This is a genomic window from Vibrio mediterranei (assembly GCF_900088415.1).
In the GTDB taxonomy this organism is placed as follows: domain Bacteria; phylum Pseudomonadota; class Gammaproteobacteria; order Enterobacterales; family Vibrionaceae; genus Vibrio; species Vibrio mediterranei.
This window is the reverse complement of the sequence record NZ_FLLQ01000006.1, coordinates 162,342-180,729: the sequence shown is the minus strand read 5'-3', so window position 1 is coordinate 180,729 and position 18,388 is coordinate 162,342. Positions and strand designations below refer to the sequence as shown.

Annotated in this window: 15 protein-coding genes; 5 read left to right on the top strand and 10 right to left on the bottom strand. The window is 44.0% G+C overall.

Annotated elements, in window-relative coordinates; all coding sequences use genetic code 11:
- Window positions 1–3 precede the first annotated feature (3 nt).
- The 3 genes from rpmI to thrS form a co-directional block, all read right to left on the bottom strand.
- Window positions 4–198, bottom strand: coding sequence for a 50S ribosomal protein L35 (gene rpmI / locus VME0621_RS17785; RefSeq protein ID WP_004401085.1), 195 nt, complete (start codon window positions 196–198; stop codon window positions 4–6).
- Window positions 199–304: 106 nt separating this feature from the next.
- On the bottom strand, window positions 305–856 hold the full coding sequence (infC, locus tag VME0621_RS17780; RefSeq protein ID WP_081411588.1) for a translation initiation factor IF-3: 552 nt from the start codon (window positions 854–856) through the stop codon (window positions 305–307).
- 3 nt (window positions 857–859) lie between these two features.
- Complete coding sequence (gene thrS / locus VME0621_RS17775) at window positions 860–2,785, bottom strand: threonine--tRNA ligase (RefSeq protein WP_031494507.1); 1,926 nt, start codon at window positions 2,783–2,785, stop codon at window positions 860–862.
- 319 nt (window positions 2,786–3,104) lie between these two features.
- On the opposite strand from thrS, the gene VME0621_RS17770 reads away from it, so the two are divergent.
- A complete protein-coding gene (locus VME0621_RS17770; RefSeq protein ID WP_062460190.1) occupies window positions 3,105–3,302 on the top strand; it encodes a hypothetical protein in 198 nt (65 codons plus the stop codon).
- Window positions 3,303–3,311: 9 nt separating this feature from the next.
- Here the strand turns inward: VME0621_RS17770 and VME0621_RS17765 are convergent, their stop codons facing one another.
- The 7 genes from VME0621_RS17765 to VME0621_RS17735 all read right to left on the bottom strand — a co-directional run bounded on the left by VME0621_RS17765 (window position 3,312) and on the right by VME0621_RS17735 (window position 13,107).
- Entirely contained in the window at window positions 3,312–3,749 is a 438-nt protein-coding gene (locus VME0621_RS17765; protein ID WP_062460188.1) for an ATP-binding protein, read from the bottom strand.
- Between the two features lie 60 nt (window positions 3,750–3,809).
- Entirely contained in the window at window positions 3,810–5,039 is a 1,230-nt protein-coding gene (locus tag VME0621_RS17760) for a PP2C family protein-serine/threonine phosphatase (RefSeq protein ID WP_062460186.1), read from the bottom strand.
- Window positions 5,040–5,209: 170 nt separating this feature from the next.
- Window positions 5,210–6,379 (bottom strand): 3-phosphoglycerate dehydrogenase family protein, encoded by a 1,170-nt coding sequence (locus tag VME0621_RS17755; protein WP_062460185.1) that lies wholly within the window; start codon window positions 6,377–6,379, stop codon window positions 5,210–5,212.
- A gap of 122 nt (window positions 6,380–6,501) precedes the next feature.
- Entirely contained in the window at window positions 6,502–7,617 is a 1,116-nt protein-coding gene (locus tag VME0621_RS17750; protein ID WP_062460183.1) for a phosphoserine transaminase, read from the bottom strand.
- Window positions 7,618–7,844: 227 nt separating this feature from the next.
- Window positions 7,845–9,077, bottom strand: a complete 1,233-nt coding sequence (locus VME0621_RS17745) for a DUF819 family protein (RefSeq protein ID WP_038228439.1) — start codon at window positions 9,075–9,077, stop codon at window positions 7,845–7,847.
- Window positions 9,078–9,614: 537 nt separating this feature from the next.
- Window positions 9,615–11,126, bottom strand: a complete 1,512-nt coding sequence (locus VME0621_RS17740; protein WP_062460181.1) for a CoA-acylating methylmalonate-semialdehyde dehydrogenase — start codon at window positions 11,124–11,126, stop codon at window positions 9,615–9,617.
- Window positions 11,127–11,199: 73 nt separating this feature from the next.
- Entirely contained in the window at window positions 11,200–13,107 is a 1,908-nt protein-coding gene (locus VME0621_RS17735) for a bifunctional 5-dehydro-2-deoxygluconokinase/5-dehydro-2-deoxyphosphogluconate aldolase (protein ID WP_062460179.1), read from the bottom strand.
- Between the two features lie 527 nt (window positions 13,108–13,634).
- Here VME0621_RS17735 and VME0621_RS17730 point away from each other — a divergent pair.
- From VME0621_RS17730 to VME0621_RS17715, 4 genes are all read left to right on the top strand, one after another.
- Complete coding sequence (locus VME0621_RS17730) at window positions 13,635–14,642, top strand: sugar ABC transporter substrate-binding protein (protein ID WP_062460178.1); 1,008 nt, start codon at window positions 13,635–13,637, stop codon at window positions 14,640–14,642.
- Between the two features lie 63 nt (window positions 14,643–14,705).
- Window positions 14,706–16,199, top strand: coding sequence for a sugar ABC transporter ATP-binding protein (locus VME0621_RS17725; RefSeq protein WP_006070656.1), 1,494 nt, complete (start codon window positions 14,706–14,708; stop codon window positions 16,197–16,199).
- Between the two features lie 84 nt (window positions 16,200–16,283).
- On the top strand, window positions 16,284–17,303 hold the full coding sequence (locus VME0621_RS17720) for an ABC transporter permease (RefSeq protein WP_062460176.1): 1,020 nt from the start codon (window positions 16,284–16,286) through the stop codon (window positions 17,301–17,303).
- Between the two features lie 217 nt (window positions 17,304–17,520).
- Window positions 17,521–18,351: a MurR/RpiR family transcriptional regulator gene (locus VME0621_RS17715; RefSeq protein WP_006070654.1), complete on the top strand. Its 831-nt coding sequence runs from the start codon at window positions 17,521–17,523 to the stop codon at window positions 18,349–18,351.
- Window positions 18,352–18,388 lie beyond the last annotated feature (37 nt).

Sequence of the window (18,388 nt, the reverse complement as noted above, 5' to 3'; positions counted from 1 at the left end):
GAATTAAGCGTATGGCATCATACGAACAACTGCAGCCACTTCACACTTAGGAAGGATTGCATTTGGACGAAGCTGACGCTTGTTCTTAGTAGTACGCTTAGTCAGAATGTGACGTTTTGTAGCGTGCTTGTACTTAATACCACCAGCAGTTTTCTTAAAACGCTTAGCAGCACCTTTGTTGGTTTTCATCTTAGGCATGATGAATAACTCCGCATTGTTGAGTTGATTAAACAATAGTAATTAGGGCGAACAAAACCCAGCTGTTCAGAAAACAGCTGGGTTTTCTTACTTGTAAAGCCGTTAATTACTTCTTCTTAGGGGCCAATACCATGATCATTTGGCGACCTTCGATTCTAGTCGGGAAAGATTCTACTACAGCTAAATCTACAGTATCTTCTTTCAGACGATTTAGAACGTCGACACCAATGTCTTGGTGAGCCATTTCACGGCCACGGAAGCGAATTGTTACCTTCACTTTGTTGCCGTCTTCTAGGAAACGCGTCAGGTTGCGTAGTTTTACCTGATAGTCTCCAATATCAGTTCCAGGACGGAATTTTACTTCCTTAATCTGAATCTGCTTTTGCTTCTTCTTCTGCTCTTTCGCAGCTTTGCTCTTCTCGAAGAGGAACTTGCCGTAGTCCATCACACGACAGACTGGTGGCTCGGCGTTAGGGCTGATCTCTACGAGATCCATACCAGCTTCTGCAGCTGCATCTAGTGCTTCTTGAATCGATACGACACCAACAGATTCACCATCTGCACCTGTTAGACGAACTTCACGAACGCCACGAATTTCACCGTTTAAACGGTGCTGGTTTTGTTTGGCCGGTTGTTGGCCACGTCTTCCGCCTTTAATAGCTTATTCCTCCAGATTGAGCTTACGGCTAGAAACCTCGGCTTGGATGTATGAGATAAAGTCATCCACTTTAAACTTGCCTAGGTCCTTACCCTTACGTGTACGTACTGCAATTTCTCCAGCTTCCATTTCTTGGTCGCCACAAACAAGCATGTACGGGATACGCTTCAAAGTATGTTCGCGGATTTTAAAGCCAATCTTCTCATTTCTCAAGTCCGCTTTGGCTCTAATTCCACTTTTTTGCAGTTTTTGTGTTACTTCTTGAACATAATCAGACTGTTTGTCAGTGATATTCATGATAACAGCTTGTTCTGGCGACAACCACGTTGGGAAGAAGCCAGCGTATTCTTCGATAAGAATACCGATGAAACGCTCAAGAGAACCTAGGATTGCACGGTGAATCATAACAGGAACTTGACGTTCGTTGTTTTCATCCACGTATGTAGCACCTAGACGACCCGGTAGGTTGAAGTCTAGCTGAACTGTACCACATTGCCATGCACGATCTAGGCAATCATATAAAGTAAATTCGATCTTAGGACCGTAGAACGCACCCTCACCTTCTTGAATCTCGAATGGAATTTCCATTGCTTCAAGAGATTGTTTTAATGCTTCTTCAGAGCGATCCCAGATTTCATCGCTACCTACACGCTTCTCAGGACGAGTCGACAGTTTCACCACGATGTTATCAAAACCAAACGTGTTGTATGTGTCATAAACCATCTTGATGCAAGAGGTTACTTCGTCTTGGATTTGGCTTTCAGTACAGAAGATGTGTGCATCATCCTGTGTGAAGCCACGAACACGCATAATGCCATGAAGTGCGCCTGATGGCTCGTTACGGTGACATGAGCCAAACTCAGCCATACGTAGCGGTAGATCACGGTAAGATTTAAGACCTTGGTTAAAGATCTGAACGTGACCTGGGCAGTTCATTGGTTTAATCGCGTATTCACGGTTTTCTGATGAAGTCGTGAACATTGCGTCTGCGTATTTGTCCCAGTGACCAGAACGTTCCCAAAGAACGCGGTCCATCATTAGAGGACCTTTTACTTCTTGGTAGCCGTATTCAGTCAGTTTTTCACGAATGAATACTTCTAGGTCACGGAATACAGACCAACCGTTGTGGTGCCAGAACACCATGCCCGGTGCTTCTTGCTGCATGTGGAATAGATCCAGCTGCTTACCAATTTTACGGTGGTCACGTTTTGCCGCTTCTTCTAGACGCGTCAAGTGCGCTTTAAGCGCTTTTTTATCGTGGAATGCAGTACCGTAGATACGTTGAAGCATCTTGTTGTCACTGTTACCACGCCAATATGCGCCAGCCACGTTCAGTAGTTTGAAGTGTTGGCAGAAGCCCATGTTAGGAACATGAGGACCACGGCACATATCGATGTATTCTTCATGATGGTAAAGGCCTGGACGGTCGTCTTTAGAAACGTTCTCGTCTAGGATTTCCATCTTGTATGGTTCGCCGCGACTTTCAAATGTGTCACGAGCTTCCTGCCAGCTAACCTTTTTCTTGATAACTTGATACTTGGTTTTTGCTAGCTCTTTCATACGTTTTTCGATTTTTTCAACGTCTTCCATAGTAAGAGACTGTTCTAAATCGATATCGTAGTAAAAGCCATTGTCGATCGTAGGACCAATTGCCATTTTCACATCTGGGTACAGTTGTTTAATAGCGTGACCAAGTAAGTGAGCACAAGAGTGGCGAACAATTTCAAGACCGTCTTCGTCTTTCGCCGTGATGATTTCTAGGCTCGCATCGTTTTCAATTAAATCACAAGCATCTACGCGTTCGCCATCTACACGACCAGCGATGGTTGCTTTCGCAAGACCAGGACCGATTGAAAGAGCGACATCCATTGTAGAAACAGGGTTATCAAATTGACGTTGGCTACCGTCAGGAAGAGTAATTACAGGCATGTAGTATCCTATTTACAGTGGTCTTGCACACCAAGCAAGACATGTTTTATTGGTTAGCAATTTTCAGTGAAGTGAAAACTGCCGCGATTTCATTGTGTTATCTGCTTATTTTGATGCAAATACGGATGCACCAGCCAAAGCAAGCGGTCATTGTAACTCACCTTACTCAAATAACAATGTAAATTTGATGGCTAGGTCATATAAATTGTTAATTTGCTGATGCATCAATGACATCAAAGCATCGCAATGCGAAACATTGATTTCAACAAGTTATCAGCTAATGTTTAATTGAAAGCAATAAGAAAATGGAGCCGTAGAGATGGCAGAACATAACTATTATGTACAACTTCATAGTGAAGGGCATGCGAGAGTCTATAAAGACGATCATTTACTGTTAGGCTGCGATGTCGTCGCAATCGAAAAGAAAACTGTAAAAAACTCTCACCAAACACAAATGGACGCAACAATAGAACTGGCGTGCGGTGAACGCTTGGCTCGTATTAAAGTCCTAGAGTAACACTGCCTATCAATAATGCTTAACCAAACAAAACGTATGTTTATTGCCACGCTGCATGATCGTTACTTCGTCCAGCAGAGTGTTCAAAATATAGAACCCTCGGCCCGATGTTGTCCAAGTCTCTGGGTCCTCTAGATCAATACGCTGCAATGGTGTTTTAAGCATAACTTCTAGCTCTTCTTGACATAAACCTAGACCAACATTTGACAGCTCAATAACTATTTTTCCACAAATATGACTGCACGCTACTTCTATCATTTGTCCATCTTGGAAGCGATAGGCATGTTCATAGATATTATTGGCAACCTCAACAACACATAACTCTAAGTCGGTCATCAAAGGGGCACGCAAATCGATTTGTGTCCAAAATAGATGAAGCGCATCCGCGATTTCTCTTGCACTATCGATAGAGCTTTCAAATTGTTGGTGATAACACTTCTTACTCATACCCTTTCCTCACCATGCAAGACTGATCTACGGACGACAGCACGTAATCGATAGCTTGTTTTACTTCCATTTGATTCCAATTAGACTCACATCATCAGCAAAGTCTTTGTCACTTTGCCATTGCTTTATTTCATTCACAAGGAGCTTGGCTTTGCAACTAAACGAATTAGCGGCAAGGTCAGACACTGCCTGACAAAGCCTATTCTCCCCAAATAGCTCATTGTTCTGCTTTGCTTCAGTTATGCCATCAGTGTATAGCCACAGCTCATCCCCTTTGGAAAGATTAATTCTCATAGATTCGTAGCTTGCAAAATCAAACATCCCTACCACGAATCCATCCGCACCGATCAACTTCACTTGTTGTTCCTTCGCTTGGTACCACACCAATGGAGGATGACCTGAAAAAGCCAAATCCACTTCCCCTGTAAGCTGGTTCAAAACTGCATATATCATTGAAAAGTAGAGTTGATGGGTCTCTGCTTGACAATAGATTTCATTCAGCTGGAACAACACATCGGCAGGAGAACGTATAGCTGGAGTATCACGGGTATTGTCCATAACCACAGAATTGACGCCTTCAAAAATCGATAATGTTTGATGCACAGAAAAAGACAACAATGCCGACGCAACGCCATGCCCTGAAACATCAATGATATAAAAGGCCAAATAGTTTTCGTCCAATTCAATACAACCCAACGTATCGCCACCGATCTCTGTTGACGGCATAGACACATAAGACAATTCAACATTCGTGTAATGAGTTTTAGTTGGTAAGAGTTGACTCAGTAGTTCATTGGCCAGCATGAGCTCTTGATGAACACGAGCATAAGCAGAGTTCAGCTCATCATTTTTGGTGGCTAATTGGTTATGCAGAGCTAGGTTTCGAAATCCTGCCTTAATTCGTGCATCTAATTCATCGACGGAGGTGTTCTTGGCAATAAAATCATCTGCTCCGGCATTCATGCCATGGATAATCGAAGCTTGGTCGTCTTGAGAAGAAAGTAATACAAAAAACATATATCGGGCAAAACAACCGCTTTTGACTTGTTTACACAACTCAATACCATCCATATTTGGCATCAACCAGTCACTAAGAACTAACTGGATATCTGTGTACTGGTCGAGCAATTCTAATGCTCGTACTCCATCGCTTGCGATTATTACTTCATAACCTCTTTTGTTAAGAAGCGCACTTAGCCGAATCTGCATCGCTTTTTCATCTTCTACCAATAACACTCGCTTGTTATCAGCAGTAGTTGGATATTGCACCTGACTGGTTTGAAAACTCATTCATCCTCCTTTTCTCTTTAAAAGAATAGAAGCCTGAATCTAAATCCCCAAGAAAAGTAATAATTTACTGAGCTTTATATGAGATTGTCACTCAAAGCGCTCGGCTCTATACACTTCCTAAATCTATGTAGTAACTATGATGCTCTTGCCAAACAACATAGTTATCTAACTCATAACGCCCTCACATTAAATACATGTTCAACACCACTGATAGAAGAAAGTATCTCGCTGGTTGGTTTTTGTTCTATATCCACAATAGTATATGCAACTTCCTCTCTACTCTTGTTCAGCATATCGAGCACGTTAATATTCAAATCAGCCAACAGAGACAATACGCTACCCAAGACCCTAGGGACATTATCGTTAGCAAACGTAATTCGGTAGCCCTCTGCCCTTTCTAAACGAATCGTAGGAAAGTTAACTGAATTAGTAATGTTGCCATTTTCCAAAAAATCAATGAGCTGCTCTGCCCCCATGATGGCGCAATTTTCCTCTGCTTCGGACGTCGAAGCGCCAATATGAGGCATGAGGATCACGCCATCACGCCCAATAAGAGAGGGCGTTGGAAAGTCAGTCACATACTGATCAATTTGGTGATTCTCGAGCGCGGTTATTACTGCGTCTGTATCGACAATTTCTTTACGAGCAAAATTCAGCAACACCATGCCTGGTTTAGCTGAAGACAATAAATCGTGGTTAATCAATCCTATAGTTGAAGGCAGTGCAGGAACGTGAACGGTCACGAAATCACATTTTGCAATCACCGACACTAAATTCTCCGCTCGCTTAATACGACTTGATAACCGCCAAGCCGCTTCAACACTCAGCGCTGAATCGTAACCAATCACGTTCATACCAAGATCAATAGCGGTGTTAGCGACAGAGGCACCAATTGCGCCTAAACCAATTACACCAAGTGTTTTGCCTTTGATTTCAGAGCCAGAAAAACGCTTCTTTTCCTTCTCTAATAGCTTATCCATCGCCATAGCATCAGTCATATCCGAAAGGGTGTGGGAGTAACGAATCCCACCCACGACATCTCTTGCCGATAACAAAAGCCCGGTTAATACCAACTCTTTCACTGCATTGGCATTAGCACCCGGCGTATTAAACACGACAATTCCATTTTCCGTGCAAGATTTGATCGGGATGTTGTTTACCCCTGCTCCGCATCGTGCAATAGCTTTAACGCTTGAAGCAATGGACTCATCAAGGAGTTTATGACTGCGAAGCAAAATTGCATCAGGCTCACCAAACTCACTACATACTTCATATTTGTCGCGTGAAAACTTATCCAATCCTTGATTCGAAATAGCGTTGTAGGTCTTTATTTTCTTCATTGTCGCTTCACCTTAAGTTGAAATTCCATTTCTACTCATCAGCGTACTGTTATTGTCCCAAAGCTGGCTTTTTTCTGTTGTGCCAGAGACAACAAAGCACCTGACCAGCAGGTGCTTTGTAATTATTGTGTGACTTCAGCATAAGCCCAATCTAGCCATGGCAGTAACGCTTCCAAGTCGCTAGATTCAACGGTAGCCCCTGCCCAAATTCTGAGTCCCGCTGGCGCGTCCCGATAAGCGCCGATATCAAACGCGACACCTTCATCATCCAACAATTTAATCATCGCTTTAACTTGCTGCTCCGATGCATCAAGCGTGAGGCATACACTGGTGTTAGAACGTTGTGTTGGTTCTTTAGCTAAGAAGTGTATCCACTCTCGTGATTCCACGAAGTTTGTTAGTACAGCAAGGTTGGATTCTGATTTCTCAATCGCCGCACCTACACCGCCAATATCTGCCACCCAATCTAGAGCGTCAATATAGTCCACTACGCATAACATAGAGGGCGTATTGATCGTCGCCCCCTTGAAAATGCCTTCTATAAGCTTTCCACCTTTTGTCATGCGGAAAATCTTCGGCAGTGGCCACGGGGGTGTATAAGACTCTAATCGCTCGACCGCTTTAGGGCTCAAAACAATGACCCCATGAGCCCCTTCTCCACCTAACACCTTCTGCCAGCTGAAAGTGACCACATCCAGTTTTTCCCAAGGCATAGGCATCGCAAACACAGCGGAGGTTGCATCACAAATAGTCACCCCCTCTCTATCATCACTAATCCAATCACCATTCGGGACTTTCACTCCAGAGGTCGTGCCATTCCATGTAAAGATGGTATCGTGTTGTGGATTTGCCTGCGTTAGATCTGGTAGCGACCCATAATCGGCTAAATAGCTATTTACTTGCTCAAGTTTCAATTGCTTGGTGATGTCCGCTAACCAACCTGAGCCAAACGACTCCCAGTGGAAAACATCGATTGGACGATGACCTAACATCGACCACATCACCATCTCCATCGCTCCAGTATCGGACGCAGGAACGATGCCAACACGATAGTCTTCAGGGATACCCAGTATCGCTTTGGTTTTTTCTATCGACTCAGCCAGAACCGCTTTGCCTAAAGACGAACGGTGACTACGGCCTAATGTGGAAGCATCCAGTTGAGTGAGATCATACCCCGGACGCTTGCTACATGGTCCAGAAGAGAAGTTAGGGTTTTGCGGTTTGAGTTGAGGTTTCATAAGCCTCCCTGCTTGTGAATATTGAATAACTATTCATCACATTGTCGTAAAACAGACGCTAAGGCAAGAGGGTTATGCTGATCGGCAATAAATATGTGTATTTACTGTGTGAAATGAGCCGTTTTCTCTGCAAAAACAACAAAAGAGTACTTTGGGTTTTTGAGACAACCCAAAATTAAAAAGGCAGTGCTTTTACGCACTGCCTTAAACGGGATACTGTTTGTTGCTTACCCCACAACACCAACAGCAGCTTGCATGATGATGCCGCAGATGTAAGCTCCGTACGTCCCTAGCGCATAACCAAGTACTGCCATCAAAATACCTACTGGTGCTAGTGATGGGTGGAAAGCCGCGGCGACAACAGGCGCTGATGCTGCACCACCAACGTTGGCTTGGCTACCTACAGCCATGAAGAATAGCGGTGCACGAATCAGCTTAGCCACAAATATCATCAACAATGCGTGAATCGTCAGCCATGTGATACCGATAAAGAAGTAGCCCGGATTATCTAGAATCGCAGTCACGTCCATTTGCATACCGATAGTCGCCACTAGAATATAGATAAATGCTGAACCGATTTTAGAGGCTCCAGCATGTTCTAGTGTGCGCGCGGGTTTGAACATAGAAGCAATCAATGCAAATGTCGTAACAAGAACGATGAGCCAGAAGAATCCTGACGTCAGACTGTATTTCTCTAACCCTGGCGCATTGGTTGCGATCCAAGGAGCAATCAAATCAGAGCCAAAATGTGCAAGACCCGTTAAGCCAAAGGCGATCGCCACGACTTTCATCATATCTGTCGTTGTGATTGGACGAGAGTTTTCCTCTTCATATTTCGCAACAGTTTCTTTTAGTTCATCAATAGAAGAGGTGTCAGCTTTAAGCCATGCATCCATTTTCTTTTGACGACCAGCCATGATAAGCAAGATAGCCATCCAAATGTTGGCACAAATAACATCAACCGTAATCATCGCAGAAAATAGTTGGTCGCCTACACCGAACACTTCTTTCATCGCAGCTTGGTTAGCACCGCCACCAATCCACGAACCTGCAACTGTTGTTAGGCCACGCCATACATCACCAGAAACGAGGTCTGGATTGATAAAATCTAAAATTACTATTGCGGCTGGTCCACCAATGATGATGCCCAATGTACCCGTTAAGAACATAATTACCGCTTTCGAACCTAAGCCGAAGATCTTCTTCAAATCTGCAGAAACGATCAACAGAACCAAAGCGCCCGGCAGTAAGTATCGGCTAGCAACAAAATATAGTTTAGAGTCAGAACCGTCGATAATGCCCGTTGTATTAAGTAAAGACGGGAGGAAATAGCACAGCAACAGACCAGGGACAAAAGAGTAGAACTTTCTCCAGAAAGGGTTTTTACTACTCTCGGTGATAAATACTCCACCAAGAATGGCAGCGAGTAAGCCCATTATGACTGCGTCATTCGTGATCATTATTGTTAGTCTCCTTAACTTGCATCCATTGAAACATTTAGACACATTTGGTCAGTGGCCAGAGACTATACATACATCTCTTTATTGTCACAAATTTTAACAATTTTTACTCAATCGAAATGAATAAATAGAAATTCATCTTTGCCAAAAATCGATTAGCCTACACGTTTCTAGTCTGTCGATTGCGTATAGCCATTCACTAGAATTAAGTAAAAACACAATATTATCAGCAAGTTGTAATACGTATTTCATGTTGTTCAGCAATCATTTTGACAACAATTCCTTCACCATTAATCATCAATCTCGCAATACAACCAGGCGCATAAAAATTGTTAAATCGTACAAATATCAAACAAGCATCGATTGATTGTTATTTGATGTAAATCACATTTGAGAACATAAAAGTGTTGAGTTTTAACGGTGATTTTCACGAAACTTGCCACCATGTATCACATTTTCAACACTATTTACCGCAACTGAACCAAAAAAAGAGGAGCAAAGCTCCTCTTTCGGTTACTCGATAACATTGAGTATAGGTCACTCCATCGTCGGCATTGAGAAAGAGCTTGTATGCTGTTCTAATCGAACACTCGCAGGCCAACGACTAGTCACGGTTTTCATCTTGGTATAGAAACGTACGCCATCATTTCCATGAACGTTTAAAGGTCCAAAGATAGAACGCTTCCACCCTCCAAAGCTATGAAATGCCATTGGAACAGGAATTGGCACATTCACACCTACCATGCCAGCTTGAACATCCTCACTAAACTGACGTGCGGTTTCCCCATCACGAGTGAAAATAGCGGTCCCGTTACCATATTCATGTTGATTGATTAATGATAACGCCGTTTCGTAGTCACTAACACGAACCACGGCTAACACCGGTCCAAAAATCTCTTCCTTATACACTGTCATTTCTGGCGTGACGTTATCAATCAGAGTTGGGCCAACAAAGTACCCTGTTTCATTTCCCGTCACGGTAAAGTCGCGGCCATCAACAACAATTTCGGCACCTTGCTCTTCGCCGCTAGTGATATAGTCGCAGATGGTTTGTTTGTGAAGCGCAGATATCACCGGGCCCATATCGTTTTCAGTACCCTCCACAATACCTGGGCCTACTTTCATTTGTGAAATTTGCTGTGTGAGCTTCTCAATCAAACGGTTTGCGGTCTCATCGCCGACTGCCACTGCGACGGACAGTGCCATACAACGCTCACCTGCAGCACCATATGCCGCCCCCATAATGGCGTTGGTCGCCATATCCATATCGGCATCTGGCATCAAGATGCAGTGGTTCTTCGCCCCGCCAAGGGCTTGGCAGCGTTTCCCATGAGCAGAGGCTGTGGCATAAATGTATTCAGCGATTGGCGTAGAACCAACAAAACTAACCGCCTCTACTTTAGGTGACGTAAGCAAGGCGTCTACAACTTCTTTATCACCATTAACTACATTAAAGACACCATCAGGTAATCCCGCTTGTTTTAACAATTCAGCAAGAATCAAAGCCGTTGACGGATCTTTCTCAGACGGTTTCAACACAAAAGTATTACCCGTCGCTATGGCAACTGGAAACATCCACATTGGAACCATGGCTGGGAAATTAAACGGAGTAATACCAACACAAACACCGAGAGGTTGCATTAAAGAGTGACTGTCAACGCCAGTACCGACATTAGCTGAGTGCTCACCTTTCTGTAAGTGAGGGATACCACAGGCAAACTCCACCACTTCTAACCCACGAGTCACCTCCCCTATCGCATCGGAGTATACCTTGCCATGCTCATTTGAAATGGTGCGTGCTATCCGATCCATATTTGCTTCAAGTAACGCCTTGAATTGAAACATCACTCGCGCACGTTTGAGCGGTGACGTCTTAGACCAAGCTTTAAAGGCTGTACTCGCCGCTTCAACCGCTTGCTCAGCTTCATGAGCGTAACTCAATACCACTTGTTTTGTTTGTTCTCCGGTTGCAGGGTTATAGACCGCACCAAAGCGCTCACTTTCACTGTTAACAATCGCCCCTGCGACATAGTTTTGAATGGTTTCCATAGTATCTCCACAATTCTAATAAATACTCAGGCATCAAATATCACTGCGATGTACTCGGCCTGAGTGCATGTAGTTACATTCGATTTTTCCACGCTGAAACAAGCGTTAGATAGTTCGCCTTTATATTCGCTTTGAATGTGTCGTCATCTAATTGGTTAGCAAGCCACGCTTTCGAAGGCTCACCAAAGATAGTCCGCCCTACGGCAAACCCTTTAACAAGCTTACTGGCTTGAGCGTGTTTAAACCCTTCAGCCAGCGCTTCTTTCGAGGCATCTAATCCAAGTAAGACAACGCCATAGCAATGGCTGTCATTGCTTGACACTAGATCTTCAACCGCTCTCCAGCCTTCAGGTAATAGAGGAGGCAACTTCCACCAATCCGGTTTGATTCCTAACTGATAGAGTCGCTGTATCGTTTCGATATAATAGTTATCACCTTGAGGCATCGAGCTTGGCAGAATGACTTCAATCAGTAATTCATGCCCTGATTGGCAGCATGCAAGATAAACATCACTTAGTAGGCGCTCTTGTTGCTTTTTGAGTTCAAGAGCATCGTCAGGATGATAGAAGACTAAGCACTTCACAATGTGTTCTTTAGGCCAAGACACAAGTTGCGAACCAATATTCCCATGTTCAAGCTCCAAAGGACGAGAGCCTGGCAGCTCGATTGGTCTTCCAATCCACCAACCTTTACCTGTAGCTTCATTGAGTGCAGCTTGTCCATAAGTACTATCACATAACAAACCGGCTCCGCCTTGTAACCCCTGCTCACGCACTGTTTCTGAATACGCTTCTAGTATCAGCTTCTTGAGCTTGGGCAACTGACTCAATGACGCACCGACATCTTGAGCCATTTGCTCCAATTGAATTCGATGGTCAAAGGCAAGTATGCAAAGGTCGTCCCACTGTTTATCTCGAGTAGTCACACGATGTAAGTGATTCAATCTTGTATCTAAGTCTGGCCTTGGGACTTGCTCTGCACGTGATAAGTAATCGTCCAACTCCTCTTTCGAAGGCATCGCCGGAGCGCAACCGTGACGAGAGACAACTAGTGCTCCACAAGCATTCGCATAATCACACGCTTGTTGCCAGCTTTCATCATTGAGGTAGCCTCGCAATAGTCCAGACATAAAGGCATCGCCAGCGCCGAGCACATTAAGCACATCAACTCGTACACCCGTTGCGTTAATTGCACCATCAAGGTGGTCTGGAATTTGCGAATCGTAGACCGAGCAACCTAAAGCACCTCGTTTGCAAACCAATGTCGCATCAGTGACTTTGCGCACCCCATTAAGTGCTTGTAACGTCTCGGTTGAACCACCTGCAATATGGAACTCCTCTTCTGTCCCGACGATCAAATCGAACAGGCCGAGCACCTCTTGTAATTGTTCAGTGACAGCTCCTGATTCAATAAAGCGAGTCTCACCATCACCCAGTGAAGTTAGTCCCCAAAGCACCGGACGATAATCGATATCCAACGCCGTTCTTACGCCGTGCTTTCTTGCATAGCGAAGTGCAGTAAGCACGGCATCTCGGGTCTTAGGATTCGACAAATGCGTGCCCGTGATAGCGAGGCAGCGTGCTGACGCAATATAGTCTTCGTCTATATCGTCAGACGTAATGGCCATATCGGCACAGTTGTCACGGTAGAAGATCAGCGGGAAAGTATCTTCATCTTTGATACCCAATATGACTAAGGCAGTTAGACGTTCTTTATCAGTAATTAAGAAACTGGTGTCTACACCAAGTCTTTCAAGCTCTTCACGAAGAAATCGCCCCATATGTTCATCGCCCACACGAGCCAGCATTGACGACTTTAACCCTTGTCTCGCTGTGCCATACGCGACATTACCAGATGAGCCACCTAGGTATTTCGAAAAGCTGCTCATGTCTTCTAGCCGTGAACCAATTTGCTGACCATAAAAATCGACGGCCACCCTGCCCATGCAAATCACATCAAACTTCTTATCCTTCTGCCTCATTACCTCATCTCCTCCAAGACTAATGAAATGTTTATTTCATTTTATTATAAATTGGAATTATCGATAAAAACCGTGATCGGCCGCCAGTTTTTATGTCCAATCTAATCAACAAACCTAAAAAACGATCGAAATCGAAAATTATTTTTCATTTAACCGAGATCGTTTATCAAATCACCCTACCATGCCTCGATCCATTTATAACTTTTAAAAAACACACGTTACAGATTATTTATTCCGTTTTAAAACATACATTTAAAAAGAAAAACACCAATAAACAAGAAAATCAAGTGAGATCGAGATAACACTTTTAACAATTACGACACATTAACAGTGGTGATATTTTGAACATCACCTTATAGTTAAAAACCAACGGATAGTAGAAAATATTTTTCAATCAAGTTTGCTACCACCGTTAGTAAAAAGTCAGAGTGAATACTGAATAAATGCTCTACAGATTTCATCTAATAACGAAATGAAATATTCATATTTGTCGATAGATAAGTGTGATGGACACCAAGGAGGCATTTATGCCAACTAAGAAACAAGGGATTACTATGTTGCTGGACAGAATGTTAATACTCGCATCAAACACCAAAGCACTGCTTAAAGGGACGCTATTAGTTCTTGGACTTATTGTTCTTACCGCTTGTGGTCAGGAAGAGAAAAAAGACGATGTAACACGCATTGGAGTAGCGATACCAAACTTCGATGACACCTTCATGGTTTATATGAAAGATGCCATGGATAAATACGCTAAGCAGTTTGATGGCAAAGTCGAACTCACATTTGTGGATGCCAAAGAAGACGCAGCCAAGCAATTAGGCCAAGTAGAGAACTTCATCGTTCAGCAAATGGACGCCATTATTTTGGTTCCAGTTAACACCGATGCCACGCAACCTCTTACAGACCGAATCATCAAGGCAGGGATTCAGCTTGTTTATCTGAACCGTCGACCTGACTATCTGCCCGATAATGTGTTCTACGTTGGTTCTGAAGAGCTGAAATTTGGCGAAACACAAGCTCAATACATCACAGATTCAGTGGACGGCGGTAATGTTGCCATTCTTATGGGCATGCTGACTCATGAAGCCGCAATCATGCGCACTAAAGGTGTCGAAGACTACTTGTCTAAAAATCCAAACTTCCACGTTGTTAGAAAACAAACTGGTCTATGGCAGCGCTCACAAGGCATGACGGTTATGGAAAACTGGCTCAATTCAGGAGATAAGCTTGATGTCATCGTCGCAAACAATGACGACATGGCTCTAGGAGCAATTCAAGCATTGCGCGCAGCAGGCAAGCTTGATGACACCTTAGTTGTTGGCGTTGACGCAACACCTGATGGTTTGGTTGCGGTAAAAGATGGAGCCTTAAGCGCTACTGTATTCCAAGATGGCGCGGGCCAAGCACGAGGTGCTATCGATGCTGCGGTAGATGCTGTTAAAGGCAAACAACATCAACAGGTCACTTGGATCCCCGCTGAGCTTGTGACTCAAAGTAATTTAGCAGCATTCGAAGCGAAACAAAAAGGTTAACCACCCACGCTCCGTGTTCTCCCCCTCTTTAGAATACGGAGCTTTTTTCGGAGTAGTAATAGTATGAGCCAAGTCTTACTAGAAATGCGTGGAATCACCAAAACCTTTCCTGGTGTAAAAGCGCTCGATAATGTGCAGCTCACTTTGAAACAAGGCCGAGTTATGGCGTTGATGGGTGAAAATGGTGCGGGTAAATCAACCCTAATGAAAGTGATGTTTGGTATTTACCAAAGAGACAGCGGTACCATTCGCTACAAGGGAGAAAATGTTGAGTTTCAAGGCGCCAAAGAAGCGTTAGAAGCGGGTATTTCAATGATACACCAAGAGCTATCTCCTATCCTGCATCGAAGCATCGCAGAAAATATCTGGCTGGGTAGAGAACCGCTAAAAGGGCCACTACGTCTTGTAGACCACGCTAAGATGTACAGCGATACCACAGAGTTATTGAGTAAATTGGACTTAAAACTCGATCCCAAAACTCCAATGAGTGAACTGACCGTCGCAACTATGCAAATGGTGGAGATTGCGAAAGCTATCTCCTATCAATCAGAGATCATCATTATGGATGAACCAACTTCCGCACTCACAGATAAAGAAGTTGACCATCTATTCGAAATCATCGAAATGCTGAAGTCTCGTGGTTGTGCGATTGTTTACATCAGTCACAAGATGGATGAGATATTCAGGATCTGTGACGATATTACTGTCTTTCGTGACGGCTGTTTTGTTGGCGAGCGCGAAGCGAAGCTTACTAACAATGACGAATTGGTACAGATGATGGTAGGCCGAGATTTAGGAGAAGTATTCCCTCCCCCTACTGCCAAACCTGGTAAAACTCGCTTGGAGGTGGAAAACCTCACCGTTGAAGGCGCATTTAGCGATATCAACTTCAAATTACACGAAGGAGAAATCCTTGGTATCGCGGGTCTAGTCGGCGCAGGTAGAACTGAGTTAATTGAAACGCTTTTCGGCGTTAGGCAAAAAGACGCAGGCACCATTCGAATCAATGGTGATTACGTCGAAATTAACACACCACAAGATGCTATCCGACACAAAATGGCATTCCTAACCGAAGATCGACGACATTCAGGGCTTTATCTGATGCTCGATATTTTCGCCAATACCTCCATTGCTCATTTGGACGCCTACCGAAATAAAGTCGTCAATGTGCTCGATGTGAGAAAGATGAAGCAAGACAGCCAAACCCACTGTGAAAAGCTAAAAGTAAAAACGCCGGGAATGTACGAAATGATCGACAACCTGAGCGGCGGTAATCAACAAAAAGTCTTGTTGGCCCGCTGGATGCTGACCAAACCTGACATCTTATTCCTAGACGAACCCACCAGAGGAATCGACGTTGGAGCGAAGTCAGAAATCTACAAGCTAATGCGTCTGCTAACTGGCATGGGTAAAAGCTTGGTCATGATCTCATCAGAACTTCCAGAAGTCATGGGAATGAGCGACCGCATCTTAGTTATGCATGAAGGCAAACTCAAAGGTCTTATCGACGGCCCTGATGCAACGCAACAAAAAATCATGTCGATGGCACTCAATTAAACATTGAGACACCCCCAATTTAAAACACCGCGAGTCTTTCAAATTAGGACTTGAGGCCAGAGTAGTAACTCAAGGAATGCAGTTATGATTGCTAAACTGATTAAAGCGACCTCATCAGAAGGTCAAGCTCAAACCAATTTCAAACGATTGATATCCAAGTACGCGATATACGTCGTCTTCGTCTTTATGTGCGTAGTGATGTCCATCCTCTCACCCGTTTTCTTATCAGTCGCTAACTTATTGAATGTAATGACTCAAATGGCAAGTATTGGTCTTCTTGCTCTTGGCGTTACAATCATCATTATTACCCGAGGCATTGACTTATCTTCCGGTTCAGTGCTTGCGGTAGCGGCAGTGGTCTCAGCTAGTATGGCGCAAACCATCGACTGGTCAATGCGTATGTACCCTGCTATGCCAGAGCTACCTATCATCGTTCCTATTCTAGCGGCATTAGCTGTTGGCGCATTATGCGGTTATATCAATGGAGCACTCATTGCTTACACTGGTATTCCTCCATTCATTGCGACTCTAGGTATGATGATCGTTGCCCGTGGCGCTGCCCTGCTTTACTCAGATGGCCGCCCTGTAAGTAGCCTCATTGATTCTTATCAATGGATTGGCCAAGGCAGCATCGTGGGTATTCCTGTTCCTGTTATCATTTTCGCTGTGATGGCATTCGTCTCATATGTACTACTGAACTACACCCGATTTGGTAAATACGCTTATGCCATCGGTGGTAACGAAACCGCCGCGTACGTCTCTGGCATCAATGTAAAGCGCTATAAGATCTTGGTTTATACCTACGCTGGTTTGTTAGCGGGTATATCTGCGCTGATTTTGGCGGCTCGAATCAACTCTGGTCAACCGGGTCTGGGGATCATGTACGAGCTAGATGCAATCGCAGCAGCGACTGTCGGCGGCGTATCGCACGCTGGAGGCATTGGTACGATACAAGGAACTATTATCGGTACCATGATTATGGGTGTACTTCAAAATGGTCTCGACCTTCTCAACGTTTCGGCCTACTGGCAGCAAGTAGTAAAAGGCTTAGTCATTATCTTTGCCGTTATGTTTGATATGAAGCGCCATAAGAAGAGTAAATAGTGCAACTACAGAATAACTTTGAGTAGGGTACGAGGCGGCTCTTATCTAGGATACCTTGGATGCCTCGGTATAGTCGCTCTCGGTTTGGCTCATCGCGCCTTTTTACAAGGCGCGTTTTTCTTCCTCGTTACACACTCAATGAAACAAATATTTCAAACCACTATAAAATGAGGTATTTTGTACGTCTATCCTTTGATTTTGGCTTTCGGAGAACTCTATGATAGCGGCTGCTACATTAAGTGAACTACAAGAACAAATACGTTTAGAATATTCCGGCTTAAGTAAACGACTTCAACAAGTAGCAAAATATGTGCTTGATAACCCAAATGATATCGCACTGGAAACTGTTGCTATCATTGCGCAGAAAGCCGAAGTTCCACCTTCCACCTTAATTCGATTTGCCAGCGCCTTTGGTTTTAGTGGCTTCAATGAGATGAAACAGTTATTTCGTAACAAAATCGTTGAAGAGACCTCAAGCTATACCGATCGAGCAAGAATCCACAAGCAACTACACACTGAACCATTAGCACCTGAAAGCCCAAAACAGATACTTCAAGAGTTTGCCAACGCCAACTCACAAGCCATGAATTTCCTAGCAAACCAAACCTCAGAGCACGATCTTAATAGTGCTATCGATATTCTACAGAGCTGTGAAAACATCTATCTAATTGGCTTACGCCGCTCTTTTAGCGTGGCTTCCTACTTCACTTATGCACTACGTCATTTAAACAAACGTGCATTTCTGATTGATGGCCTCGGGGGAATGTATGAAGAACAACTGAGCATGATTGGTCCAAACGATGCCATTGTTGCCATCAGCTTTAGTCCTTATGCCAATGAAACCGTCGCCCTAAGTGAAGTGGCTTCCAAAGCAGGTGCGAAGCAGATAGTGATAACAGATAGTCAGGTAAGCCCCCTCGCTGCTTTTAGCGATGTCAGTTTCGTCATCAAAGAAGCCAAAGTGGACGCCTTTCGCTCTCAATCCGCTTCGTTATGTTTGGTTCAGAGTATTGCCGTTGCCATGGCGATTAATAATGAACACGAATAAAAACAGCGCCCTAAATTGGGCGCTGTTTTTATGACAT

Coding starts and splice junctions, on each gene's coding strand:
- VME0621_RS17745 (WP_038228439.1), bottom strand. CDS start 9,077: ATGATCACGAATGACGCAGTCATAATGGGCTTACTCGCTGCCATTCTT.
- VME0621_RS17765 (WP_062460188.1), bottom strand. CDS start 3,749: ATGAGTAAGAAGTGTTATCACCAACAATTTGAAAGCTCTATCGATAGT.
- VME0621_RS17760 (WP_062460186.1), bottom strand. CDS start 5,039: ATGAGTTTTCAAACCAGTCAGGTGCAATATCCAACTACTGCTGATAAC.
- rpmI (WP_004401085.1), bottom strand. CDS start 198: ATGCCTAAGATGAAAACCAACAAAGGTGCTGCTAAGCGTTTTAAGAAA.
- VME0621_RS17715 (WP_006070654.1), top strand. CDS start 17,521: ATGATAGCGGCTGCTACATTAAGTGAACTACAAGAACAAATACGTTTA.
- VME0621_RS17730 (WP_062460178.1), top strand. CDS start 13,635: ATGCCAACTAAGAAACAAGGGATTACTATGTTGCTGGACAGAATGTTA.
- VME0621_RS17735 (WP_062460179.1), bottom strand. CDS start 13,107: ATGAGGCAGAAGGATAAGAAGTTTGATGTGATTTGCATGGGCAGGGTG.
- VME0621_RS17740 (WP_062460181.1), bottom strand. CDS start 11,126: ATGGAAACCATTCAAAACTATGTCGCAGGGGCGATTGTTAACAGTGAA.
- thrS (WP_031494507.1), bottom strand. CDS start 2,785: ATGCCTGTAATTACTCTTCCTGACGGTAGCCAACGTCAATTTGATAAC.
- VME0621_RS17750 (WP_062460183.1), bottom strand. CDS start 7,617: ATGAAACCTCAACTCAAACCGCAAAACCCTAACTTCTCTTCTGGACCA.
- VME0621_RS17725 (WP_006070656.1), top strand. CDS start 14,706: ATGAGCCAAGTCTTACTAGAAATGCGTGGAATCACCAAAACCTTTCCT.
- VME0621_RS17720 (WP_062460176.1), top strand. CDS start 16,284: ATGATTGCTAAACTGATTAAAGCGACCTCATCAGAAGGTCAAGCTCAA.
- VME0621_RS17755 (WP_062460185.1), bottom strand. CDS start 6,379: ATGAAGAAAATAAAGACCTACAACGCTATTTCGAATCAAGGATTGGAT.
- VME0621_RS17770 (WP_062460190.1), top strand. CDS start 3,105: ATGGCAGAACATAACTATTATGTACAACTTCATAGTGAAGGGCATGCG.